Consider the following 24657-nt stretch of genomic DNA (forward strand, 5'->3'; position numbering starts at 1 on the left):
GGCTCTTGTCGGCCGGGCCCCCGCTCCGGGAGCCTGGTCGCATGAGCGCCCACGACATCCCCGACACCGCCGAGATCCGCGAGAAGATGGCGGCAAGCCAGCAGAGTGCGATGACCGCACTCGGCCTCACCCCCGAGGTCCAGCCGTGGGAGGACGGCTATCGCGCCGCCGCCGATCCGGCCCACACGTTCGAGTGGTGGTACTTCGACTGCCAGTTCGACGACGGATCGACGCTCGTCGTGACGTTCGCGAACAAGCCGCACACCGATCCATCGGGCCCGCTCGCACCGAGCGTGCTCATCATCCGACAGCTCGCCGACGGCACCCGCCTGCACCTCGAGCCGCAGTACGAGGCGACCGACTTCAGTGCATCGACCGAGGGGTGCGACGTGCGCATCGGTCCGAACACGGTCACCGGCGACCTGGACCACTACGACATCCACATCGAGGCCGAGGGCATCACTGCCGACGTGACCATCGACCGCGCGGCGCCCTCCTGGCGCCCCGGCGCCGGGGTGAACTACTTCGACTCGGCGCGCACCCACTTCCTCGCCTGGGTCGTGCCGGTGCCCTACGGGACGGTCTCGGCGACGATCGTGCAGGACGGCGCCACCACCTCCCTCACCGGCAGCGCGTACCACGACCACAACTGGGGCAACCACCTGATGGGGTCGTTCCTCGACCACTGGTACTGGGGCCGTGCTCACGTCGGCGACTACACCGTCGTCTACGTGCGCATGACCACCAAGGGCCTCTTCGGGCTCGGCGAGATCAACCTCCCCACGTTCTACCTCGCCACCGCCGATCGGGTCGTCACCGACGACATGCTGCCGTTGCGGCTCACCACCAGCGGCGACGTGGACGGCCCGGGCCACCAGACGTACCCGACGCGGATGGAGTGGTCGTGGGCTTCCGAGCGCGGCACGATCACCCTGACGGCCACGAATCCGGCGCTCATCGAGTCGCTCGACATGCGCACCCCGCGCCACGGCCTCGCCGCGGTGCTGCACGCAGGCGAGCACCCGATGTACTACGACTTCAACGCCGACCTGGAACTGGACATCGCGCTCGACGACCTCACCGACCACGTCACCGGGCGCACCCTCTACGAGAAGATGATGTTCCGCTGAGCTAGTCGGGCAGGTGCGCCTCGACCTGATCCTCGGCCATCACGACCATTCCGCCGGTGCGCTGCGAGGTGTGCATCAGCGCCTCCAGCCACTGCGGATTGATCGCCGGCGGTCGGCTCCCGCTGAACTGGAACGCCAGCGGGACCTCGCGGCTGATCCAGAGCGAGATGCGGCCCGAACCCTGTTCGACCGGCACATCCCAGTTGAGCAGGAAGCTCTCGTGCCTGCGGAGCTTGGCGACGACCGCGAGCTTGACGTGACTCAGCACGCGATCGTCCAGGTCGTATTCCTGACCTGCACCGTAGACGAGTTTTCCCATGATCTTCATAGTGTGCACTACGCCGATCACGGCCAGGGTGCATTGTCAGGGGGATTGACGGATCCCGGAAGTCGTGGTTAAGGATGCGGCCCGAGCCGCTCCCCCGGAACCACGTCGGTACGATGAGGGCGTCACCGCTCCTGACGGCTGGAGGAACGATTGCACGACGACATCTCCCTCACGACGGACCGCGCTCGGCGGGTGCTCAGCGAGCGCATCCTCCCCGCCGTGCATGGCCCCGTCCTCCCGCTCGACGTCGCCTGGTCCCCCTTGCCCGGGGAGCCGGTGGCACCCGCGGCGGGGCCGGGGCTGGACTATACGCGGCATACGGTCGGGACGCCGTGGGGGCCGGCCTGGGGGACCACCTGGTTCCGGTTGACCGGATCGGTGCCTGTCGAATGGGTCGGCCGACGGGTCGAAGTCGTGGTCGACCTCGGCTTCGACGCGAGTATGCCCGGCTTCCAGGCCGAGGCCCTCGTCTACCGGCCCGACGCGACGCCGGTCAAATCGATCAATCCACGCAACCGGTGGGTGCTTGTCGCCGAGGAGGCGCAGGGAGGCGAACCCGTCGAGCTGTACCTGGAGGCCGCATCGAACCCGGTTCTGCTCGGTGAACATCCGTTCCTGCCGACGCAGCAGGGGGACATCCTGACCTCCTCGCCGACGCCGCTCTACACGACGCGCGGATTCGACCTGGCGGTCTTCGAGCCCGAGGTCCACGATCTGGCGCTCGATGTCCAGGTACTTCTGGAGCTGCAGGCCGAGCTGCCCGACGGACCGCGTCGGATGCGCATCCTGCAAGCGCTCGACGATGCACTCGACGCGCTGGACCTGCAGCGGATCCCGGAGACGGCGGCGGGCGCCCGTGCGGCCCTCGCCCCCGTGCTCGCCGCGCCCGCGGACGCATCCGCGCACCGGATCTCGGCCGTCGGGCACGCGCACATCGATTCGGCCTGGCTGTGGCCGCTGCGGGAGACCGTGCGCAAGGTGGCCCGCACGACCTCCTCGATGACCGAGCTCATCGACCAGACCGACGACTTCGTCTACGGGATGTCGAGCGCCCAGCAGTATGCGTGGGTCAAGGAGCACCGCCCCGAGGTATGGGAGCGCATCGTCGCGGCCGTGGCGGCCGGCCGCTTCCTGCCGCTCGGCGGCATGTGGGTGGAGTCCGACACGGTGATGCCGACCGGCGAGGCCCTCGTCCGCCAGTTCAGCCAGGGCCAGCGGTTCTTCCGCGAAGAGTTCGGGATCGCGCCGAAGGGCGTCTGGCTGCCCGACAGCTTCGGCTACTCGCCCGCCCTGCCTCAGCTGATGCGCCGAGCGGGCTTCGAGTGGTTCTTCACCCAGAAGATCTCCTGGAACCAGGTGAACAAATTCCCGCACCACACCTTCCTCTGGGAGGGCATCGACGGCTCGCAGGTGTTCTCGCACTTCCCACCGATGGACACCTACAACTCCCGCCTCTCGGGCGAGGAGGTGGCCAAGGCCGCACGACAGTTCCGCGAGAACCGGCGGGCCACCGGTTCGATCGCCCCGGTCGGCTGGGGCGACGGCGGCGGCGGGACGACACGCGAGATGGTCGGCACGGCCGCCCGGCTGGCCGATCTCGAGGGCAGTCCCCGGGTGAGCTGGGAGCATCCCGACGCCTTCTTCGACCGCGCACGCTCCGAACTTCCGAACCCGCCCGTCTGGGTGGGCGAGCTGTACCTCGAGCTGCACCGGGCGACGCTCACCTCGCAGCACCGCACCAAGCAGGGCAACCGTCGGGCCGAGCACCTGCTCGTCGAGGCCGAGCTATGGTGCGCGTCGGCGGCGGTCCGCACCGGAGCGCCCTACCCGTACGAGCGGGTGGACGCGCTCTGGCAGCGGGTCCTGCTGCTGCAGTTCCACGACATCCTGCCCGGCACGTCGATCGCCTGGGTGCACCGGGAGGCTGTGGCGACCTACGCCCAGGTGGTGGAGGAGCTGGAGGAGATCATCGGCTCCGCCCTGCACGCCCTCGCAGGCGACGGGGACGTCGTGCTCACCGCCAACCCGGCCGCGGCCGCGCTCGGGGCGATCCCCGCGCACGGCATCCGGGCCGTCGACGGCGCGACGGACGCGCCGGTGCGGCTGACCGAGAGCGCAGCCGGGTTCGTGCTCGCCAACGACCTCGTGGAGGTGGCGGTGAGCCGGGAGGGACTCGTCACCTCGGCGGTCGACCTCTCGAACGGCCGCGAGGCCGTCGCCCCCGGCCGCGAAGCGAACCTGCTGCAGCTGCACCAGGACTTCCCGAACATGTGGGACGCGTGGGATGTCGACCGCTTCTACCGCAACCGGGTCGAGGATCTCCGCACCGTCGACGCGATCGACGCGCGGGTCGGGGACGACGGGACCGCTCGGGTCACCGTGCGGCGGTCGTTCTCGGCGTCCACGGTCGAGCAGACGCTGGAGCTCGCCCCCGGGTCGCGCACGCTGGCGATCGCACAGACGACGGATTGGCACGAGACGGAGAAGTTCCTCAAGGTGGCCTTCCCGCTCGACGTCCGCGCCGAGCACACGATCGCCGAGACGCAGTTCGGCGCGCACAAACGGGTCACCCACACGAACACCTCGTGGGAGGCGGCGAAGTTCGAGACCTCCATGCACCGGTTCGTGCTGGTCGAGGAGCCCGGCTTCGGCGTCGCCCTCGTCAACGACTCGGTGTACGGCTACGACACGGAACGGCTGGTCATCGACGGCGCGGTCGCCACGACCCTGCGTCTCTCGCTGCTGCGCGCGCCGCGATTCCCGGATCCGGAGACCGACCAGGGCATCCAGACCCACCGCTACGGGCTCGTGATCGGCACGGGGCAGCGGGAGGCCACAGAAGCCGGCATCCTCCTGAACCAGGACCGGCGCACGCTCACAGGCGCCCACGAGGTCGCACCGCTCGTCGGCCTGGAGGGCGGCGCCGTGCTCTCGAGCGTGAAACTGGCCGACGATCGCAGCGGCGACCTCATCGTGCGGCTCTACGAGCCGATCGGGCGGCGGGCCACTGCGCGCCTGCAGGTGGACGCCACGATCGCCGGTGCGCACACGGCGACACTGCTGGAGGAGCCGCTCGAGGCGCTCCACGCGGCCGTCGACGGCGCCTTCGACCTCGCGCTCACGCCCTACGAGGTGCGCACGCTCCGGTTCGCGGTGGGCGCAGCCGCGAACGCCCGAACCTGGAAAACCCCTCAAACAGGGCACATCATCCGATCCGGGTGAGGGCGAGGCTCCGGAGCACTCCCGACGGCCGGCGGACGCCGGCCGCACGACAAGTAGGGAGTTCACCATGCAGAACGTCACGAAGCGCGTCGGGATCATCGGAGCAGCGGCGGCAGCGACCGGCCTGATCGTGGGCGGGATCGCCCTCCCGGCGAACGCCGCGACGAACGACAGTGAAGACACCCGCACGACCACGACGGTGCCCACCTCCGTCGCGACGGACGCCCTCGACTACCTGAGCGTGTCCGACATCCTCCACTCCGTCCACGTCTCGCCGTCCGTCGGCGACGTGAACGTCGGCCCCCTGGTGGGCGACGTGGCCAGTGGCAACACGGTCGGCGACGTCGCGAGCGGCAACCCCGTCGCCAGCGGCAACGAGGCGAACGGGAACGCCGTCGGCAGCGGCAACTCCGCCCCGATCGGCTCCGGCAACGACACCACCGCCCCGATCGGCTCCGGCAACAGCACGGGCAACGGCGCATCGGTGGGCGACGGCACCGACGTCGGCGCATCGGTCAGCGACCTCGGCGCATCCATCTCGGACTCCGTGAAGGGGACGGTCGACGACGCCCTGAAGGGCGTCACCGGCACCGGCGACCTCGGCGCCGTGCTGGGGCGCTGAGCCCGCACCACCCGCCGTCTGGGAACGGGGTCGCGCCTTCGGGTGCGGCCTCGTTCTGCGCGTGCGCGCGGTGGCGTCAGAGCACGACGAGGAACCCGAGCACCGCCGAGGCCAGCGCGAGCGCGAGCAGCACGGCAGCGACCGGCGGCTCCGAGCGACGAACGTGCGTGACGATGGCGCCGACCATGATGACGGCGAGCGCGAGGGCGGCGACCGGGCTCAGGATGGGCGCTATCCCCGTGAGCACGGGGAGCACGAGACCGAGCGCGCCGACCACCTCGGCCAGACCGATCAGCCGGACGGAGGTCGGGGTGTAGTCGTCCACCCAGCCCATGCCGGAGGCCGCTAGCGCCGGCAGCGGGCGCACGACCTTGAGGAGGCCGGCGGCGAAGAAGAGAACGGCCGAGAGTCCGGCGACGATCCAGTAGGCGATGAGCATGGCGGCCTTTCGAGCAGTGGCGCGCGATGCCGGCAGGACGCGCGGGGAGAGCGGTGCGACGCGCAGCGGCGCACCCGGGCCTCCGAGACTATCGCCTGCCGTACGCTGTCACCGACGTGGGAGCGGAGGGACGCATGGTCGAACAGGCGGTCGCGGAGGCCGGAGGGCTGACGGAGGCGGAGGTGCGCGACCGCGTCGAACGCGGGCAGACCAACGCATACGACGCGGCGTCGAGCCGGAGTGCGTGGAGCATCGTGCGGGCCAACGTCTTCACGCTGTTCAACGCGATCATCGCCGTCTGCTTCTTGGTGCTGCTCGTACTCGGCCACTGGAAGGACGCGCTCTTCGGCATCAGCGCCCTGGCCAACACGATCATCGGATCGGTGCAGGAGTTCCGGGCCAAGGCGGCGCTCGACAAGCTCGCGCTGATGCACGCCCCGGAGGCCCGGGTGCGCCGAACCGGGACGGTGCACGAGATCCCCGTCGCCGAGGTCGTGCTCGACGACCTCCTGCTGCTGCGCGCGGGCGACCAGGTGCCCGCCGACGGCGTCGTGACCGCGTCGTCGCGCCTCCAGCTGGACGAGTCGATGCTGACCGGGGAGTCGGACGCGGTGGACAAGGCCCCCGGCGACCGGGTGCTCTCCGGGTCGATCGTCGTGGGAGGCGAAGGCTCGGCGACCGTCTCGGCCGTGGGGGCCGACTCCTTCGCGAACCGGCTCGCCAGCGAGGCGAAGAAGTTCTCGCTGGTCGCGAGCGAGCTGCGCTCCTCCATCGACCGCGTGCTGCGCTGGATCGCCTGGATCGTCGGCCCGATCGCACTGCTCGTGCTGAACGCCCAGATGATCGCGCTCGGCGGTTGGGGGCGCGCGATCGACGACGGGCGCTGGCAGCAGGCGGCGGTCAACACGATCGCCGCGGTCGTCGCGATGATCCCGCTCGGACTCGTGCTGATGACGAGCATCGCCTTCGCCGTCGGCGCTGTGAAGCTCGCCCGCCAGCAGGTGCTGGTGCAGGAGCTCCCCGCGGTGGAGGGTCTCGCGCGCGTCGACACGATCTGCCTGGACAAGACCGGCACGCTCACCGAGGGCGACATCGTCTTCGACGGCGCCCATCCCGTCGCCGACCGGCCGCCCGCCGGGTGGGAGGCCGTGCTGGCCTGGAACGGCGCCGACCCCGACGCCAACGCGACCGCCCGCTGCCTCGCCGCCGAGTACACGCGGCCGGTGGCCCGGCAGCCCGCCGGGCGCATCCCGTTCTCCTCCGCCCGCAAGTGGAGCGCGGTCGCGTTCCCGGCCGAGGGGGAGGCGGGAGGCAGCTGGGTGCTCGGCGGTCCGGAGATGGTGTTCCCGGCCGGCACCGCCGCCGGGCGCGACGCTGACGATGCCGGCACACGACTGAGGGAACAGGCGGTGGACCTCGCGGCCTCCGGGCGCCGCACCCTGGTGCTCGCCTACTCGTCCGCGGTGCTCGCGCCGGAGGACATCGCCGGCGAACGGCTGCCGTCCGGGCTCGAGCCCGTCACCCTCCTGACCTTCCGCGAGAAGGTCCGCGACGACGCCGCGCAGACCCTCCGCTACTTCGCCGAGCAGGATGTCTCGGTCCGGGTGATCTCGGGAGACAACCCGCAGACGGTCGCCGCCATCGCCCGGGAGGTCGGCCTCGACGCACCCGCCGGCTTCGATGCGCGCGAGCTGCCGGAGGACGATGCCGAGCTCGCTGCCGTGCTCGAGGCGCACACCGTCTTCGGTCGCGTCACTCCCACGCAGAAGAAGCGCATCGTCCTCGCGCTGAAGGCCTCCGGTCGCACGGTCGCCATGACGGGCGACGGGGTGAACGACGCGCTCGCGATCAAGGAGGCCGACATCGGCATCGCGATGGAGACCGGTTCTCCCGCGACCAAGGCGGTCGCCCGGCTGGTCCTCCTCGACGGCCGGTTCTCACACCTGCCGTCCGTGGTCGCCGAGGGGCGGCAGGTCATCGCGAACATCGAGCGCGTGTCGATGCTGTTCCTCACCAAGACCGCGTACGCCACGGCGCTGGCGGTGGTGTTCGGGGCGACGCTGATGCAGTTCCCCTTCCTGCCCCGCCAGCTGTCCGTCATCGACGGCCTCACCATCGGCCTGCCGGCGTTCTTCCTCGCGCTGATGCCGAACGCCCAGCGCTACCGCCCCGGCTTCCTGCGGCGCTCGCTCAGCTTCGCCGTGCCGGCCGGCCTGGTGATCGCCGCCGCTCTGTGGCTGTACGCGTGGGCCGCGACCTCCGCGGGCATCCCGGAGCAGGAGCTCCGGACCGGCTCGACGCTCATCCTGACGATCGTCGGCCTGTGGGTGCTGACCGTGCTCTCCCGCCCGATCGACGGCTGGAAGATCCTCATCATCGGCGCGATGATGGTCGGCCTGGTGCTGGTCTACTCGGTGCCGATCGTCTACGACTTCCTGCAGTTCGCCGACCCGTCGTTCGTGACGGCGGTGCTCGTGCTGGTGGTCTCCGCAGCGACCATCGGCGCGATCGAGATCATCCGGTTCGCGCACCGTCGCTTCGTGCGAAGAAGCGCGCCACCCTCCCCGTCCACAGCACCACGATGACCGCAGCGGTGATCGCCAGGTCGACGGCGTGGAACCACACGTCGTCGGGTGCGACGATCAGGACGGCGACGCCCAGCGCGATCGACGCCGACATGAGCACCGTGAGCAGCACGCGGGCATCCCGCCGCGCCCGTCCGAGCCCCGAGGCCAGCGACACGACGAGCAGGCCGAGCAGCATCGTCAGCGCACCGACCATCGTTACGATGAACCGCTCCGGGCCATCGAGATCGGGCAGGTAGCGCACGAACACGAGCGCGATCCCCACGAGGATCTGCCCGATCCCGACCACATAGGACAGCACGATCGCGACCACCAGCTCGGCCGGTGGCCGCTCCACTCGCACGCGGGTCATGCCTGGATCATACGACGTACGAAAAAGGCCCGCGGTCGGCGGGCCGGGACTGCTGCGCGTCGCGCGCTGCCTGTCAGCGCTTGGCGATCGCCGCCGTCCAGACCGCCTGCAAGGCCTCGACCTCTTCGGGCTCCAGCTGCTCCCGGTAGGCCTCGCCGAGCCCCGCCCAGCGGACCGCGGACTGCGCCGCCTGGCGCGCGCCCACGTAGCCGACCGAACGGGCCGACTCCAGGAAGGCCCCGTCGATCTCGGCGACGAGGTCGTGCTCGGCGTCGAGGCGCGAAACCTTGACCCGGGCGCTCTTCTCCAGCGCGGCTCGACCATTGCGCTGGGCGGCGAGCTGCAGTTCGACGAGACGCGCGATCTCGTCCGCGCTCAGCTTGCCGACACGACGAACGAACGTCTTCATGGCAACCTCCGATGATTCGGGAACGGGAATCTGACATCTTACCGCTTCCACCTCACAGAAGCCACAGAGTCGGACGGACCCGGGAGCCGGCGGCTCAGCGCGCGTCGAGATGGGCGAGGAGGAACGGCAGCGTGCGACGCAGCGGGGCGTCATCGCCTCCCGCCGCGAGCAGTTCGCCGAGATAGTCGCCGTGCGTCCCCGGAACGACGAGCAGTCGCGCGTCCGGCAGCAGAGCGGCGAGCGCAGCGCCTTCCTCGACCCGCACCACGTCACGGTCGGCGACCACGACCAGGGTCGGAGCGGCGATCGACGCGATGAACGCGTCCGGGACGTCCGTGAAGCCCAGCATCAGCGCCCGGTCGAGCTCGAACATCCGGCGCGCGTGCCCGGGGTCGTGGCTGACGGCCAGGTCCGCGGACCGATACGGAGCGGGAAGGTCTTCGAACGTCCCCGCCGCCAGCGTCTCCCAGAAGCCGTCGACCATGCCCGACCGGCGGAACGGTGCGGAGGCGACGATCAGCCGCCGGACCGCGCGCGGATGGCGGCCGGCGAGCTGCAGGGCGACCTGGCCGCCGTTGCTGAACCCGAGCACATCGACAGGACCGCAGCGGAGCGACGCCAGCAGCGCGGCGACGTCGTCGGCCGAGCGCTCGAACGCTGCCGGGCCCTCTCCGGTCGCGGTACGGCCGTGGCCTTGCAGCTCGACCGCGAGCACCGATCGTGCCGGCGTCAGCAGCGGGAGCATCCGCCCCCAATTGGAGGCGATCGTGGAGCCGCCGCCGTGGATCAGGAGCAGCGGGGGATGCGGCGAGTCGGGGTCGCCGTGCCATTCGTGATGCAGCTCGGTGGGGATCACGCCGCGAGGCTACACCCGCCCGCGGCGGCGGGGGCGGCGGGGCGGCCTAGAGTGGGGACTGTATGACAGAGCATCCTCCCGCCTTCCTCTCGGACCAGCCCGAGCCCGTCGTCCTCACCGGCGACTCCGATCCGTCGGCCTCCCGCTTCGACCGCCCCGACATCGTCCGGCGCAAGGGCCTCTTCACCCTCGTCTCCGGTCCCTTCACTCCGCGGGAATCGATGATCGAGGACCTCCTGGCGGTGCACGACGTGCTGGAGACGGCCGGGTTCGACTTCCTGCTGGTCCGCGACGACGACGGACGCCTGGTCGTGGCCGTCGACCGCCGGCGCCGCAAGGAGCTGGAGGCGGTGCTGGCACAGGCGTTCGCGCGTGAGCCCTTCTACGCGCGCGCCGTCGACGCGGAGGGACGGACCACGGACGAGGCCCTCCTCATCGCCGACGGCCGGCTGTCCCGCCGCAAGGCGGACGTCCTGCGCCTCTACCGCCCCCGCCTGGAGCCCGTCGGCCGGCTCCGCTACGGCTCGGAGACGGCGTTCCAGCTCGAGCTCTGGCGCTTCGGCGACGACGAGATCGAAGCGCCGCAGCCCAATGCCCTGATGCGCACGCGCCTCCCGCGCAGCGAGGCCGTCGAGGCCGAGGTGGAGCTGTACGGGCGGCGCTGGCGCACGCTCCAGCACATGTTCGACCCGATCGCCAGCGATGTGGCGTTCGACATCGACATCGTCTTCTCGTGGGTCGACGGGTCCAGCGCCGAGTACCAGCGGCAGCGCGCCGCGCAGATGGCCTCCTACGTCGTGGGCGACGGCGACGACAACGAAGCGCGCTACCGGCAGATCGACGAGCTCAAGTACGCCCTGCGCAGCGTGCACATGTTCGCGCCCTGGGTGCGCAACATCTATATCGCGACAGATTCGCCCGTGCCCTCCTGGCTCGACGCCGAGCACCCGCGCATCCAGGTGATGCGCAGCGAGGACTTCTTCGCCGACACGTCCACCCTGCCCACGCACAATTCGCACGCGGTGGAGGCGCAGCTGCACCACATCCCCGGCATCTCGCAGCACTTCCTCTACTCGAACGACGACATGTTCTTCGGCAGACCGATCTCGCCGGACGTCTTCTTCTCGCCGGGCGGCATCACGAAGTTCATCGAGGCGGGCACCCGGATCGGCCTGGGCGAGTCCGACCCGGCGCGCAGCGGGTTCGAGAACGCCGCCCGGGTGAACCGCCGGCTGCTGTGGGAGCGTTTCGGTGCGGTCACCACCCGGCATCTGGAGCACTGCGCGGCCCCGCTGCGCGTCGACGTGCTGCAGGAGATGGAGCGGGAGTTCGCGGACGAGTTCCGGCGGACGGCCGCGAGCCCGTTCCGCTCGGCGACCGACATCTCCGTCACCAACTCGCTGTACCACTACTACGCGCTGATGTCCGGCCGCGCCGTCACCCAGACCCAGGCGCGCGTGCTCTACATCGAGACGACCCTGCGACAGGCGCCCGAGATGATGACCCGCCTGCTGAAGCGCCGCGACCAGGACATGTTCTGCCTGAACGACGGCTCGAAGCCCGAGATCCCCGCCGAGGTGCGCACCCGCGCGGTGACCGACTTCCTGGAGCGCTACTTCCCGTTCGCCGCTCCGTGGGAGGTCACACCGGGATCGTGACCGGTTCGGTCGGCGCATCCCGCCGCGCACGGGCCGGCGGGATGCGGATGCCGTCCGCCGCGAGCCGTCGCGCCGACTCCTGCGCGTCGATGTAGTCGAGGGTCGGGTAGTGCCCGAGCGGGACGACCGAGTGCAGCACCGTCGTGGGGTACACGTGGACGAGGTTGAAGGCGAGCGCGCCGTCACGGCCACGCGTGCCGCCGACGGGGACGTTGAGATCCTGGGTGTAGCAGCTCGCGGAGGCGACCGAGACGGGGATGCCCGCGAACGTCGCCGTCGACGAGTAGTGCAGGTGGCCCGCCAGGATGCTGCGGACGTCACTGCCCTCCAACACCTCGGCGAGCTGGGCCTGATCGCGCAGCTCGACCGACACCGCGAGGTCGAGCACGCTCGGCACCGGCGGGTGGTGCATCGCGAGGATGGTGCCTTCGGGAGCCGGGCTCGCCAGTTCCGCGGCCAGCCAGTCGAGCTGCGATTCGCTCACGTCGCCGTAATGGTGACCGGGGACCGACGAGTCGAGCACGATGATCCGCAAGCCGTCGATCCAGTGGACCTCGTCCACCGGTTCCCCGGTCGGCACATCCCCGCGCAGACCCGATCTGAACGCGCCTCGGTCGTCGTGGTTGCCCATGACCCACACGATCCGCGAGCCGAGACGCTCCGCCACCGGCTCCACCAGCTCCCGCAGCCGGGCGTACGCGCCGGGCTGTCCGCGGTCGGCGAGATCGCCGGTGAAGACGATCGCGTCCGGCCTCCCGCCCGAGGACTCGACCTCGTCGAGCAGTGCGCGCAGGTGCGCTTCGCTGTCGACGGATCCATAGAGCCGTTCCCCGCCTGCGAGCAGGTGGGTGTCGCTGATGTGCAGCAGGAAGTGGTCGGGCCGCGGGTACTCCGCGATTCGCGTCTTCACCCGCACAGTCCACCACCGCCGGCTGAACGGACCGTGAACGTGAGCGGCGTGGCGCCCGGAAGCCGGCGAGACCGTGGAACGCGATCTTCTTCATTTCAGGCTCTTCCACCGGCCCGATCGCGGAGTTAGCATGCAGCATGAGCATCGTGGACAATGGCGGCAGGCCGGTCCGGGCGCGGCGGCGCTCCGAGGCGCATCACGAGGACTTCGTCGCGGTGCCCTACCTGCGGCAGGGTCAGTCCATCTCCCTGATCCGATGGACGCGCGACGCGTCCGGCTGGACGTACACGACCCTGCTCGTCGAGTACCGCTACCGCGACGACGCGGACTGGCACGTCGTCGCCGACGGCGAGAACACCCGGATGAGCCGCGACGTGTGGGCGATCTTCACCTGACCGGATCTTGCCAAGGCCGCCCTCACGGGCGTTGGATGCTTCGTGAGACCGGTGAACCGAACGAAGGGGCCAGCGATGTCCGCCAGTGAGCTCGAGATGTCCAGCGTCCGGTACCCCTACCGCGACCGCATCTACCACGTCGAGAAGAAGGCGCCCGGGGTGTGGGTGGTGCTGGACGACTCCCACGCCGAACTGGGCACCCTGGTGCGCGTGGCCCCCGAGGGCGAAGAGCACGAGCCCGTCTTCGGGACCATTCCCCCCGGACAGACCGAGACCCTGCGCGAGGGATCGGATTGGCGCACGCTGGTCGGCTCGATCATCAACGAGGTGCTCGACGCCGGCCCCGAACCCGGCGGCACCGGAAATCTCGGCGGCTCGTGATCGGACCCGCTGCGCGACCGGCCGCCAGGGTCAGCCCGCACGGAGCCGCGGCGAGTACGATACCCGGGATGAATGCGGCGCTGCGCAGGACCCTCGGCTGGATCGCTGCCGTGCTGCTGAACGTGGGCGCGCTGCTGTTCGTCGTCGGCCTCATCGTGCCGCGCGCCGGAGGCGAGGTGTCGGTGCTCGCTCTGGGCATCGGGCTCTGCGTGGCCGGGCTCGCGGTCGGCGCGGGCTGGCTGTACGGCGGCCGCCGCGACGCCTGACGTCGCGCGCGGGCGACAGCGGCGGTCGCGCGGGCGATGGCACGCCACGGCGAGCGGCCCCGCCCGGGATGACGAGGGCGGGGCCGCGGCCGTGACCGGCCGTCGTGACCGGTGGTCTGTGCTCAGTCCGGCGGCTCCGTCCCCTTCACCAGGTCGGGATTCGAGGGCTGCTGGGCCGGGTCGAACTCGGCGGGCGGGGGCTCCGCGCCGTCGCCGCCCCGATCGGCACCGGCGGTCACGTCTTCGGCCCCTTCCGGGGTCACGCCGGTCTCACCGGCACCGCTGACATCGTCGGCCTCCCGTCTGGGCTCGGCCTGCTCCGCCGGCCCGGTCGTCTCGGCCGGTTCGGATGTGTCGGCCGTCTCGGACGCCTGCGCGTCGTGGTCGCCGCCCTCGAAGCGTTCCGGCCGGTCCTCGGCAGGGACCCCCTCGCTGTCCGCATTCTGCAGGCCGCTCGTGTCGCTCATGCGCTGCTCCTCCCGAGTCCCCCGCTAGGGGGCGCCCTCTTCGCTGTACGGCGTGACCGCGTCGTCCTCGCCCGCGTCGTCGACCCTGTCGGGGTCGAGGTCGCCGATGACGTCCTGGATCATGTTCTGATCGGCGGTCGGCTCGGCCGAACCCCCATCGTCTCCGTGGAGGTCGCCGGCCAGCCCGTTCGTGGGGTCGTGGCCGACCACCGGCTCCTGCTCCGTCGAATCGCTCATGACCCCACGAAACGCCGAACCCCCCTGCTCTCGCAAGGGGGTTCACCGCACCGTCGGAGCGGCGTAGCTTAGGCGTTCGCCGCGGCGACCAACTGATCGAGCTGCTCGGGCGAGACGGCGTTGCCGGAGAAGCCGATCGCACGGATGAGCGGGATGCCCTCGGCCATGCGCCGCAGGCCCGGGTCGGCGAGCATGGCTCCCACGGCCGCATCGCCCGTCTGCGCGAGGGCGGCGCCGAGCACCTGGGCGCCGACCGGGTGGGACAGCCACTCGCCGATCGTGGACTCGACGGACAACGGGACGGCCTTGCCGTCTCCGGACAGGGCGACCGTCACCGTGCCGCGCAGGTCGCGGGACGAGGCCCCGACCGAGACGACGTACTCGCCGCCCTCGACGATCCAGCCGGCGAGGTCGGTGTCGTAGTACGCGAGGTCGTCGGCGGGGATCTCGATGACGACGCTCGCGGTGGCGCCGGCCGCGACCGCGACGTTCGCGAAGCCTTTGAGCTCGCGCACCGGCCGGGTCACGGCGGACCCGGGGACGGACACGTAGACCTGCACGACCTCGCGGCCGTCGCGATCGCCGCTGTTGGTGACGTCGACGGCGACGCGGATGCCGCCGTCGGCCGTCGCCTCGACCGTGGGAGCGCCGAAGTCGAACGTCGTGTACGAGAGCCCGTGGCCGAACGGGAAGCTGACGGCCACCTCCCGCGCGTCGACGTCGCGATAGCCGACGAACAACCCCTCGCCGTAGCGCACGTGACCCTTCTCGCCGGGGAAGTTGATCGACGCCGCGGTGTCCCCGAGGTGCGCGATCACGGTCTCCGCCAGACGGCCGGACGGGTTCACGACGCCGAAGAGCACGTCGGCGACGGCCCCGCCGCCGGCCTGGCCGAGCAGCCAGCCCTCGACGATCGCGGGAACGCGCTCGGCCCAGCCGGAGACGCGCACGACACCGCCGTTGGAGAGCACGACGACGACCCGCGGGTTGGCGCTGAGCACGGCCTCGAGCAGCTCGGTCTGCGCCGCGGGCAGCTCGATGTGCTCGCGGTCGAAGCCCTCGGACTCGTCCTCGCCGGGCAGCCCCAGGAACAGCAGCACGTCGTCGGCGGCGGTCGCGGCCGCCACGGCCTCCGCGGTGAGCGTCGCGGCGTCGCCGGCGCCGTCCAGCGCATAGCCGGCGGCGAAGGTCACCTCCGCGTCTCCGGCGAGCGCACGGAGCTCGTCGAGCGCGTTGTCGAGCCGGGTCGGGACGATCTGCGACGAGCCGGCACCCTGATAGCGCGGAGTGCGGGCGAACTCGCCCACGACGGCGATGCGTCGACCGGCACCGGCGGAGAGCGGCAGCACCCCGTCGTTCTTCAGCAGGACGATGCTGCGGCCGGCGACCTCGCGGGCGAGGGCGTGGTGCGCGTCCACGTCGTAGGAAGCGTCCGCATCGGCGTTGTCGACGGCCTTCTGCACGAGGTCGATGACACGCTGCGCGCCGGTGTCGAGCACGCCCTCGTCGAGCGATCCGTCGCGCACCGCCGCGACGAGCTGAGCGTCGGTCACGCCTCCGGACGACGGCATCTCGAGATCGAGACCGGCGACCAGAGCGGAGACCCGGTCGTTGACGGCACCCCAGTCGGAGACGACGAGGCCCTCGAAGCCCCACTCGTCGCGCAGGACCTTCGTGAGCAGCCACGGGTCCTCGCTGGCGTAGACGCCGTTGATCCGGTTGTACGAGCACATGACGGTCCAAGGCTGGGCATCCTGGACGACGCGCTGGAAGCCGCGCAGGTAGATCTCGCGCAGCGGGCGCTCGTCGACGTCGGCGCTCACCCGCATCCGGTCGGTCTCCTGGTTGTTGGCCGCGAAGTGCTTGAGGGAGGCTCCGACGCCCTGCGACTGCAGGCCGCGGACGAGGGCCGCCCCCAGCCGGCCGCTGACGATCGGGTCCTCGGAGAGGTACTCGAAGTTGCGACCGCAGAGCGGGGAGCGCTTGATGTTGATGCCCGGGCCGAGCAGCACCCCGACACCCTCGGCCTTCGCCTCCTCGCCGAGGGCGGCGCCGACCCGCGCGAGGAGGTCGGCATCCCACGTCGAGCCGAGCGCGACCGCCGGAGGGAAGCAGGTGGCGGGCACGCTGTCGCCGATGCCGAGGTGGTCGCCGCCCTGGCTCTGCTTGCGCACCCCGTGCGGGCCGTCGGTGAGGTAGATGGAGGGGATGCCGACGCGCTGCACGGCCTCGGTCTCCCAGAAGCTCGCGCCGGAGGTGATCGACGCCTTCTCCTCGGTGGTCAGTTCGGATGCGCGGACGAGACGGTCGACCATGGTTCTCCTTCGATGCGGTCGGGCTGGTGGGCAATACCTTACAACACTCGGTTTTAACGGCGGGAGGGTTCCCAGGGAGTTCCCGTCAGATCCTCCGCGACAGGTCGCGCAGGGCGGTCATGTACTGGGCCGATGCGGGGTACCCGGGGTGCGTCGCCACCTTCACGAGATAGCGCGCCGGACCGAACTCGTCGGCGCCGCGATCGATGTCGTTGTCGTCGTACGAGTCGTCGGGGAAGCCGAGGTAGTCGGTGCGCCGCCAGAGGTTGATCCAGGCGATCTCGCCGTCCGGCTGCGTGAGCAGCTCCCGCAGGGTCGGCTCGGGCCCGTCGCCCGGCCGCTGCACCGGGGGCCGGGTCTGGTCCCGGTTGACCTGACGCAGCCACGGATCGGCGCTCCACAGCGACGGGCCGGCGCTCTTGCGCACCCCGAGCACGTCGCCCCCGAACAGCTCGGGGAAGAACCGGCCGAAGAACGCCCGCAACTGCGTGCCGTAGGTCAGCAGGCCCACGTTGCGCAGGCCGTCCTTCGTGTCCGCTCCCAGGGTGAAGAGACAGGAGACGGCGAGGACGCCGCCGAGACTGTGCGCGCTCAGGACGACCTTGCGCCGCTGCGGGGTGCCGAGTGCGGCGAGCTCGTCGTCGGCCTTCTGCGCCTCGGTGCGCAGATCGCGCCCGTCGACGACCTTGCCCGCCATCAGATCGGTCTCCAGCCACGCCACGACCCGGCCGCGCAGCTCCGGGATGACCCGCTCGGCGTAGCACGGCGGACCGTACGGATGACCGGCCCGGGGGAGGAAGCACATCAGGTCCCACATCACACCGATCGGGCGTTCCTTGGTGGTGATGGCGTTCTCGGCGATGGTGACGATGGCCGTCACGGCGATCAGGCCGAGGGCAGGAAGGGCGAAGTCGAGCAGGGCGGTCGGGCGCCAGGTGTCGGGGAAGGAGACGGCGACGGCGCAGCCGACGGCGAGCAGACCGGCGAGCGCCCCGAGGATCGGTTCCCCGCGATGGAAGAGCCCGGCGAAACGGCGTGCATGCAGCATCCGCGTGGTCAGCTTGCCTGCGGAGGACGACACCGGCACGTGCCCGTCGCGATAGCGACGCAACGGTGCCCGCACCGGTCGGCCGCCCTCGGTGCGCGGCGTCGTGAATCGCGGCGTGGTGCGCATCCGGGCTGCGGCGACGGCCCCGACCAGCAGCAGGAGCAGCACGGCCAGGACGGGCACGGTGCTGCCGAAGTTGCGGTAGGCGCCCGGCGTCAGCAGGGCGGCGTCGCCGGGGGCGAGTGGGCAGACCGGGACGGCACCGGGCGAGCTGAGCCAGCATTGCGCGCCCAGCACGAGCAGCGTGGAGAGCAGCATCCCTCCACCGAGCGAGAGCAGCAAGACGACACCGGGACCGGTTCCGCTCCATCCCTCGTATCGGAGCACCTCCCGGCGACGGGTGCGCGACGGACCGAACGCGATGATCAGCGCGAGCGCGAGCAGAGCGAGGACGCACACCCCGTACGCGATGAGCGACGGCGGTTCCGGAGCCATCCCGCTCGGCGTCAGGATCACGGCGAAGGCGACGGCGAGCCCGGCCACCACGACCAGGACGATGCACGACACGGCGGGCAGCCACTCCTTCACCCGCGCGGCCGAGTCCGGCCATTCGGGAAGCCGCCTCCAGCCGAGGGCGGAGAGCGCGATCGCGAGCAGCACACCCGTCACGATCGCCGGCGAGACGACGAGTCCGAGGAACGGGACGCGGGCGTAGTTCAAGTGCTGGTCGGGCAGCGCGACGACCACGAACACGAACACGTAGACGACAGCGGCCCCCAGCAGCGTCCAGCCCGCCCACGACTCGCGCCTGCGCAGGGTGCGCCGCACCCGGTTGCGGCGTGCAGCGGCCGAGAGCTGCGCCCCGGGTCGGGTCACGGTGTCGGTGTCGGCCATGACGCGGGCGATCGTGACCACCAGGCCGAGCGCCGCCACGACGACCGCGGCCGAGACCCACCAGCGGGCCAGCGGAGCGGGGTCCGTTCCCCAGCAGGCGGCCGGGAGGCGGCTGCTGCCGCCGGAGCAGGCGGCGAACACGTTGTCCCACCCCAGCAGCACCGTGACCAGGAAGAGGGAGCCGGCCAGGTGGAGCAGCTCGGAAGGGAGCTTCACCCGCGTCATGCCCCAGAAGCCTTCCGTCGCCAGCGGCGTGCGTCCGTTCGGCGCGGATGCCGACGCCCCACCCCGCTCCTCCGCGTGCCGCATCTTGTCCACCGTCCCGAAGATCCCTGCCTCGTAGCGGGTGCGGGCGGTGTGCGAGACGACCAGCAGGACCACGACACCGAGGACCGGGACCAGCGACAGCATGGCCAGCCGGATGCCGCGGCGGTCGAAGTCGGGCAGGGCGAAGAAGTCGTTCAGCCAGCCCGGCATCGACGGGCAGGAGGCGGTGCCGGCGAGGCACTGCGAGCCGATCAGGTCCAGGCTCACCGAGGCCAGCGCGCAGACGTAGAGCAGCGTCAGGCACAGGGCGAAGACACGCAGCGCGGCCGCACCCCGGCCCGCCTTCCACTCCCCGGCGACGGTCTGCCGGGGGATGCGCCGCGTCCAGTACGCGGTGTTGCACAGCCCGAACGGGAGGATGAGCAGCCAGGCGAGCTGCACGAAGAACTGTCCGATGATCACGAGGGCTCCGCCGCCGTACCGGGCCATCAGCCCCCACGAGTACCCCTCGCGCCGGATCCGCGTCGGGGGATAGGCCGGGTCGGTGGGATCGACCGGATCGACCGTGGGGACGAAGAAGCCGCCGTACTCGTCGGCCTGGTCCGGGCGCACGTCGCCGACGGGGACGCCCAGCATCTCCGCGGGCGGTGTGTTCTTGATGCCGTGGATGCGCAGCTCGAGGATGTTCGGCTCCCGGGAGCCGTCACGACCCGCGCCGAACACCGTGGTGAACCAGCCCATGAGACCTCCCGCGCGACACCGCCGACGCGCGCAGGGTACCGCCGGGCGGGGGCCCGCGGCCAGCCTCCGCCGCCCGCGGGTTCGATCCCGCTCTACACGCGGAGGCTCGCGGGGCGTAGTGTCTGCTGCATGAGCACCCCAGCAGAGCCGGCCGGCGAGTCGCGCGAGAACCTCGAGGGCAGCTACACCGAGGTCGACGGCGAGCAGCCCCACGAGCGCACCGTCCACGGTCAGTACACCGAGACCGAGGACAACCCCGGACCCGAGACCGACGTCGAGGGAACCTACACGGACGTCGACGAGTCCGCGGACGCCCCGCAGGGCGAGTACACGGATTCCGACGAGCCGACGGAGTCCGACGCGCCGTAGGCCTCGCGACGAACGCGGGGAGGCGGCCTAGCGGGTCGCCTTCTTGATCTTCTTGCGCGTCTTCTTCACGTTCGGGTCGTTCCAGAACGAGGTCACCGCGCTGACGATCTGCTCGTAGCGGTCACGGCCCGCTCGCGCGCCGAGCACGTAGGCCACGACGATCACGATCAGAACGAGGAAAGTCTTGAAGCGCATCCGGTCCTCCTGAGTCCTTGGGGCCGACAGTATCCCCGGACACGACATCGCGCCACCCCGGACCGGCCGGGATGGCGCGACGACGATCAGGCGGGCGTCAGGCGCGCGGGAGGTCGCGCAGGCGACGTCCGCGGCCGAACAGCAGGTAACCGGCGATCAGCAGGCCCAGCGCGATCACGAGGATCGGCGCGGCGACGGCACCGGTCGAGGCGAGAGCGCCGGCCGTCGAGCCGGCGGCCGTTCCCGTGCCGGCGCCCGATCCGCCCGCAGGCGGCAGTGTGCCGGAGGGCTGGCCGTCCGCGGTGACCTCGAAGGCGAGCACCACGGTCTTGCCGCTCTGCGCGCCGGTCACCGTGATGGTGTGCGCGCCCAGTTCGGCCGGCGCCACTGCGGCGAGGGTGGCCGCGCCCGCGATGACGTCGGTGCGCGGCAGGGCGACCGGGTCGGACTGCAGGACCCCGGTGACCTGACGGTCGCCCGCGAATCCCTTGAGCGCGATCGTCAGCGGGTCGCCCGGCTTCACGGTCGTGGCGGGCAGCGAGACGGCGGCGCCCGCACTCAGCGCGGCGTAGCTGCGCTCGAGCTTCAGTGCGCGCGCGATGGTGAAGAACGTGTCGGTCTGGTCGGTCAGCCCGACGACGTCTGCGGCACCCGGGCCGTAGCCCGCGACCCGCAACTGCGAGCCGGTGTGCTGCTGCGAGCCGCCGGCCGCCGCGGTGCCGTAGGCGACCTTCATCACCGTGCCGTCGACCGTGGTCAGTGCGGTGCTGAGCGTCGCGGGCGGCGTGCTGTCCACGATCTGGCTGGTGTGCGCGTGGTCAGCCGTGACGATGACGAGGGTGTTGCCGTCCTTCTTCGCGAAGGCGAGGGCGGCCTGCACGGCCTCGTCGAGGTCGACGGTCTCGCCGATCTGGCCGCAGGCGTCCGCAGAGTGGTCGCGCTTGTCGATGCTTGCGCCCTCGACCTGCAGGAAGAACCCGGAGGAGGTCTTGGTGTCGAGCAGCGAGATCGCCTTGTTCGTCAGCGATGCGAGCGACAGCTCGGGCGCGAGACGGTCGGCGTTGGGCTGGCAGGTGACCGGCGCCGCATCGGCGCCGCCGACGGTCGCCGTGGTGGCGGCGTACCGGGTCGGGAAGTTGCCGGGCGTGAAGAGGCCGAGGAGCGGCTTCTGCTGGTCGGCGGCGGTCACGGCGGCGAGGCCCGCGGCGTCGCCGACGACCTGGTAGCCGCGATCCTTCGCCTGGTCGACGAGCGTCTGGTCCTTCCAGGCACCTGCCTTGGCCTTCTGGCCGAAGGAGGTGGAGCCGCCGCCGAGGGTGACGTCGGCGCGCGCATCGAGCAACTGCTCGCTGATCGAGCCGAGGCCGCCGGCCTCCAGCGCGTCCGTGCCGCAGCTGGCACTGTCCGGGCCGTAGCAGGAGCGGGCTCCGACGTGCGCGACCTGCACGGCCGGCGTCGCGTCCTGGATCTCTGCCGTGCTGACATTGCCGGTGCGCAGGCCGTTGGCGCGGGCGAGCTCGAGGAGGGTGGCCTGCGGCTTCCCGTCGATGTCGACGGAGACGGCGTTGTCGTAGGTCTTGGTGCCGGTCGCCCAGGCGGTGCCCGTGGCAGCCGAGTCGGGCACGTAGTCCGGCTTGCCCTTGTTGGGGCCGTCCTTGTACAGGGAGTACGTCGTGTACTGCCCCGTCAGCGGCAGCGCATCGATGCCGGGGAGCATGCCCGCGGCGCCGTACTGGTAGTTGCGGGCGACGGTGATCTCGCTGTCGCCCATCCCGTCGCCGATGAGCAGGATGACGTTCTTGGCCGGGCCGTTGACGATCGACTGGCGCAGCGCGGCGGTCGAGTCGTCGGGGTTGCGGGCGGCGCCGCCGTTGTCGGAGGTGGCGGCGAGCGCTGCGGTCGGGAGCAGCGCGGCCGCGAGCACGCCGCCGGCGGCGACGAGCACGGCCCCGGCGCGGAGCCGGGAACGGAACAGGGACATGCGGGAGTCCTTTCGGTCGGTGAGGCCCGACCAGCCCAGCGGCCGCACGTGAACCGGCCGTGAACACCCGGAGGCCGTTATCTGAAAGGTCTCTCAGGCGGCCCTGTCGCGGCGCCGGAACGACTTCATCACCGCGGCGATCGGCCCCTGCAGGAACAGGAGGAACAGCCACCAGATGCCGATGTGCGGGAAGATCACGGCGAGGACCAGTGCGAGAAGCAGCAGGACGTCGGCGGACCATCCGCGTGACGCGTCCATCTCGTCCTTCGCATCGTCGCGCACGAGCTCCGGGGAGCGCCGGAGGATGATGGCGATGAACTGCATCGACACCGAGGCGAGCAGCATGTTGCCGATGTACAGGGCGTAGACCGCGGACTGGCCGGACTGGCTCGCGGCGAGCACGTTCGTGGTGAACGGCATGACCACGATCGTCGCCAGCCAGACGAAGTTCAGCCAGATGATCCGGACGTCGTAGTTGACGACCCACTCGAAGATGCGGTGATGGGTGATCCAGAACCGTGCGATCACGAGGAACGAGACCCCGAAGGCGATCAGCTCCCAGAAGTTGTCGTGGAGCCAGGCTCCGATGTCCTTCGCCGCGGCATCCGCCTGGTCGACCAACGGCAGGATGAGCAGCGTGATCGCGATCGCGACCGTCGCATCCGAGAAGTTGACGAGCCGATCCAGTCCGCGCTCGGTCCTCACCACTGCCATGGGCTCATTCTGGCGCGTCGGCGAGCAGTCCGAGCTCCAGGGCACGCCGCACGGCAGAGGTCCGATCGGAGGCGCCCAGCTTCTCGTACGCCCGGCTCAGATACGTCTTCACGGTCGCCTCGCCGATGAAGAGCTCCGCGCCGATCGCCGCGTTGGTGCGTCCGTCGGCGGCCAGGCGCAGCACCTTCACCTCCTGCGGCGAGAGCGCCGGAGCCGGCTGCCCGCCGCCGCGCAGCCTCCCCAGCAGGGCTGTCGCGGCCGAGGTCGCGAGCACCGTCTCGCCGGCCGCGGCGGCGCGGACGGAACGGGCCAGCTCGGTCGGGGCGATGTCTTTCAGCAGGTAGCCGCTCGCGCCCGCCTCGATCGCGCGCAGGATGTCCTGATCGGTCTCGTAGGTGGTGAGCACGACGACACGGGTGCCGGGATGCGACGCCGTGATCGTGCGGGTCGCCGCCACACCGTCGCCGCCGGGCATCCGCAGGTCCATGAGGACGAGGTCGGGGCGCAGCACGGACACGAGGTCGACCGCCTCCGGTCCGCTCGCGGCCTGCCCGACCACGTCGATGTCGTCGTAGCCGGTCAGCATGCCGCGGATGCCTTCGCGCACGACGGGGTGGTCGTCGGCCAGGACGATGCGGATCATGCGGGCTCCTCGGTGGTCGCGGGGGCGATGGCATCGGACCACGCATCGGCGGGCGGGGCGGGCAGCTCGACGGTGATCCCCGTGCCCGCGCCCGGTGCCGAGTCGACGGCGAACGTGCCGCCGGCCTCCCTGACACGGGCGGCCATCCCGTCCAGGCCGTAGCCGTCGTGGGGGGAGGCGGTGTCGAACCCGGTGCCGTCGTCGGTCACCCGCAGGCGCACGGCGATGGGCAGGTAGGCGACCTCGACGTCCACGGTGCGCGCGTCCGCGTGCTTGCGGACGTTCGAGAGCGACTCCTGCAGCACCCGGAGGGCCACGACGTCGACGGCGGGCGGGGCAGGACGGGCCGAGCCGTCCACGACGAATCCCGCGCCGACGCCGGCTTCCTCGGCGAAGCGCGCGACGACGCGCTCCAGCACCTCGGGCAGCGGTGAGCCGTTCAGCCGTCCGGGGGTCATGGCCGCGATGATGCGGCGGGACTCCTGGAGGTTCTCCTGCGCGGTCTCCGTCATCAGCTCCACATGACGGCGCGCGGCCGCCGGGTTCGCCTCCAGCTCGCCCTGCACGGCGTGGCCGAGGGTGACGATGCTGGTGAAGCCCTGCGCGAGGGTGTCGTGCATCTCGCGCGCGATCCGCTCGCGCTCGGCCGCCGCGCCCTGCTGCTCGGAGAGCTGGGCGATCTCGTGCTGCTGCTGCCGCAGCCGGTCGATGAGCCGCCCGCGCTCGGCGCTCTGCTTGCTGACGGCCGCGACGCGGTGACCGAAGAAGATCGAGAACGCGATGACGAGCAGCGTCATCCCGGCGACATCGACGAGCGAGGCGGGCGTGATGTCGCCGATCGCCCACCGCACCACCACCCCGCCCGCGTTGACCAGCACGATCGCGCCGGCGGCGGGGAGCAGCGACAGCAGCAGGAAGAACTGCGGGGACAGCACGAACAGGGCGACATTCACCCAGTCGTTGAGCGAGAGCGCGATCAGGTAGCCGACGGCCGCGACGACACAGTAGACGATCGACCGGGCCGAGTCGTCCGGGACGGATCCCCGTCGCACGAGCAGCCAGAACAGAGGCAGCAGCGCGAGCACGATCACCGCCGCCACGATCGACTTCGCGACGCCCGTGTACGGGTTGGCCAGGATGATCACGACGGTGGCGACGGTGGCCGCGGCGGAGTAGCCGAGCCAGGCCCGGAACTCGAGGAATTCGCTGTCGGTGCTGCGCTGCTGGTGCACG

24 protein-coding genes are annotated in these 24657 nt (G+C 71.2%); 9 read left to right on the top strand and 15 right to left on the bottom strand.

Annotated features, from left to right (window positions below):
* Nucleotides 1-41: 41 nt before the first annotated feature.
* Complete coding sequence (locus tag U870_RS0113470) at nt 42-1130, top strand: hypothetical protein (protein WP_025157911.1); 1089 nt, start codon at nt 42-44, stop codon at nt 1128-1130.
* Nucleotide 1131: 1 nt separating this feature from the next.
* Here U870_RS0113470 and U870_RS0113475 read toward each other — a convergent pair whose 3' ends face one another.
* Nucleotides 1132-1449, bottom strand: a complete 318-nt coding sequence (locus U870_RS0113475; RefSeq protein WP_025157912.1) for a hypothetical protein — start codon at nt 1447-1449, stop codon at nt 1132-1134.
* Between the two features lie 159 nt (nt 1450-1608).
* Between U870_RS0113475 and U870_RS0113480 the strand changes: the two genes are divergently transcribed.
* Nucleotides 1609-4680, top strand: a complete 3072-nt coding sequence (locus U870_RS0113480; RefSeq protein ID WP_025157913.1) for an alpha-mannosidase — start codon at nt 1609-1611, stop codon at nt 4678-4680.
* A 67-nt stretch (nt 4681-4747) separates the two neighbouring features.
* Nucleotides 4748-5302 carry a hypothetical protein gene (locus tag U870_RS0113485; RefSeq protein ID WP_025157914.1) on the top strand — a complete coding sequence of 185 codons (555 nt, stop codon included), beginning with the start codon at nt 4748-4750 and terminating at the stop codon, nt 5300-5302.
* A gap of 76 nt (nt 5303-5378) precedes the next feature.
* On the opposite strand, the gene U870_RS0113490 is transcribed toward U870_RS0113485, so the two are convergent.
* On the bottom strand, nt 5379-5741 hold the full coding sequence (locus U870_RS0113490; RefSeq protein ID WP_025157915.1) for a DoxX family protein: 363 nt from the start codon (nt 5739-5741) through the stop codon (nt 5379-5381).
* Nucleotides 5742-5875: 134 nt separating this feature from the next.
* On the opposite strand from U870_RS0113490, the gene U870_RS0113495 reads away from it, so the two are divergent.
* Entirely contained in the window at nt 5876-8326 is a 2451-nt protein-coding gene (locus U870_RS0113495) for an HAD-IC family P-type ATPase (RefSeq protein ID WP_025157916.1), read from the top strand.
* Here U870_RS0113495 and U870_RS0113500 read toward each other — a convergent pair.
* The 3 genes from U870_RS0113500 to U870_RS0113510 all read right to left on the bottom strand — a co-directional run bounded on the left by U870_RS0113500 (nt 8256) and on the right by U870_RS0113510 (nt 9943).
* A complete protein-coding gene (locus U870_RS0113500; protein ID WP_025157917.1) occupies nt 8256-8678 on the bottom strand; it encodes a hypothetical protein in 423 nt (140 codons plus the stop codon). The genes U870_RS0113495 and U870_RS0113500 overlap by 71 nt on opposite strands.
* A gap of 73 nt (nt 8679-8751) precedes the next feature.
* Entirely contained in the window at nt 8752-9087 is a 336-nt protein-coding gene (locus U870_RS0113505) for a hypothetical protein (protein WP_025157918.1), read from the bottom strand.
* Nucleotides 9088-9181: 94 nt separating this feature from the next.
* The gene (locus U870_RS0113510) at nt 9182-9943 is read right to left on the bottom strand and encodes an alpha/beta fold hydrolase (protein ID WP_052357708.1); all 762 of its coding nucleotides are present in this window, start codon (nt 9941-9943) and stop codon (nt 9182-9184) included.
* 62 nt (nt 9944-10005) lie between these two features.
* On the opposite strand from U870_RS0113510, the gene U870_RS0113515 reads away from it, so the two are divergent.
* The gene (locus U870_RS0113515) at nt 10006-11601 is read left to right on the top strand and encodes a stealth family protein (RefSeq protein WP_025157920.1); all 1596 of its coding nucleotides are present in this window, start codon (nt 10006-10008) and stop codon (nt 11599-11601) included.
* On the opposite strand, the gene U870_RS0113520 is transcribed toward U870_RS0113515, so the two are convergent.
* Nucleotides 11585-12511, bottom strand: coding sequence for a phosphodiesterase (locus U870_RS0113520; protein ID WP_025157921.1), 927 nt, complete (start codon nt 12509-12511; stop codon nt 11585-11587). The genes U870_RS0113515 and U870_RS0113520 overlap by 17 nt on opposite strands.
* A 137-nt stretch (nt 12512-12648) precedes the next feature.
* Here U870_RS0113520 and U870_RS0113525 point away from each other — a divergent pair, with 137 nt between their 5' ends.
* The 3 genes from U870_RS0113525 to U870_RS0113535 all read left to right on the top strand — a co-directional run bounded on the left by U870_RS0113525 (nt 12649) and on the right by U870_RS0113535 (nt 13553).
* Complete coding sequence (locus U870_RS0113525; protein ID WP_025157922.1) at nt 12649-12906, top strand: hypothetical protein; 258 nt, start codon at nt 12649-12651, stop codon at nt 12904-12906.
* Between the two features lie 75 nt (nt 12907-12981).
* Nucleotides 12982-13287, top strand: a complete 306-nt coding sequence (locus U870_RS0113530; protein WP_025157923.1) for a hypothetical protein — start codon at nt 12982-12984, stop codon at nt 13285-13287.
* A 68-nt stretch (nt 13288-13355) separates the two neighbouring features.
* Complete coding sequence (locus tag U870_RS0113535; protein ID WP_025157924.1) at nt 13356-13553, top strand: hypothetical protein; 198 nt, start codon at nt 13356-13358, stop codon at nt 13551-13553.
* 122 nt (nt 13554-13675) lie between these two features.
* On the opposite strand, the gene U870_RS0113540 is transcribed toward U870_RS0113535, so the two are convergent.
* The 4 genes from U870_RS0113540 to U870_RS22615 all read right to left on the bottom strand — a co-directional run bounded on the left by U870_RS0113540 (nt 13676) and on the right by U870_RS22615 (nt 19522).
* On the bottom strand, nt 13676-14020 hold the full coding sequence (locus U870_RS0113540; RefSeq protein WP_025157925.1) for a hypothetical protein: 345 nt from the start codon (nt 14018-14020) through the stop codon (nt 13676-13678).
* A gap of 24 nt (nt 14021-14044) precedes the next feature.
* Complete coding sequence (locus U870_RS0113545) at nt 14045-14257, bottom strand: hypothetical protein (protein ID WP_025157926.1); 213 nt, start codon at nt 14255-14257, stop codon at nt 14045-14047.
* 68 nt (nt 14258-14325) lie between these two features.
* Nucleotides 14326-16572, bottom strand: a complete 2247-nt coding sequence (locus tag U870_RS0113550; protein ID WP_025157927.1) for a glycoside hydrolase family 3 C-terminal domain-containing protein — start codon at nt 16570-16572, stop codon at nt 14326-14328.
* Between the two features lie 85 nt (nt 16573-16657).
* Complete coding sequence (locus tag U870_RS22615; protein WP_052357710.1) at nt 16658-19522, bottom strand: hypothetical protein; 2865 nt, start codon at nt 19520-19522, stop codon at nt 16658-16660.
* A 129-nt stretch (nt 19523-19651) separates the two neighbouring features.
* Between U870_RS22615 and U870_RS0113555 the strand changes: the two genes are divergently transcribed.
* Nucleotides 19652-19891: a hypothetical protein gene (locus U870_RS0113555; protein WP_029947627.1), complete on the top strand. Its 240-nt coding sequence runs from the start codon at nt 19652-19654 to the stop codon at nt 19889-19891.
* A gap of 27 nt (nt 19892-19918) precedes the next feature.
* On the opposite strand, the gene U870_RS24660 is transcribed toward U870_RS0113555, so the two are convergent.
* The 5 genes from U870_RS24660 to U870_RS0113580 form a co-directional block, all read right to left on the bottom strand.
* Nucleotides 19919-20086 carry a hypothetical protein gene (locus U870_RS24660; protein ID WP_205288765.1) on the bottom strand — a complete coding sequence of 56 codons (168 nt, stop codon included), beginning with the start codon at nt 20084-20086 and terminating at the stop codon, nt 19919-19921.
* A gap of 97 nt (nt 20087-20183) precedes the next feature.
* A complete protein-coding gene (phoA, locus tag U870_RS0113565) occupies nt 20184-22067 on the bottom strand; it encodes an alkaline phosphatase (protein ID WP_240183702.1) in 1884 nt (627 codons plus the stop codon).
* 93 nt (nt 22068-22160) lie between these two features.
* Complete coding sequence (locus U870_RS0113570; protein WP_025157929.1) at nt 22161-22781, bottom strand: TMEM175 family protein; 621 nt, start codon at nt 22779-22781, stop codon at nt 22161-22163.
* A 4-nt stretch (nt 22782-22785) separates the two neighbouring features.
* Nucleotides 22786-23424 (bottom strand): response regulator transcription factor, encoded by a 639-nt coding sequence (locus U870_RS0113575; RefSeq protein ID WP_025157930.1) that lies wholly within the window; start codon nt 23422-23424, stop codon nt 22786-22788.
* Nucleotides 23421-24656, bottom strand: coding sequence for a sensor histidine kinase (locus U870_RS0113580; protein WP_025157931.1), 1236 nt, complete (start codon nt 24654-24656; stop codon nt 23421-23423). The genes U870_RS0113575 and U870_RS0113580 overlap by 4 nt, the downstream gene beginning before the upstream one ends.
* Between the last annotated feature and the right edge of the window lies 1 nt (nt 24657).

The organism is Leifsonia aquatica H1aii (genome assembly GCF_000633535.1).
Lineage (GTDB): Bacteria > Actinomycetota > Actinomycetes > Actinomycetales > Microbacteriaceae > Leifsonia > Leifsonia aquatica_A.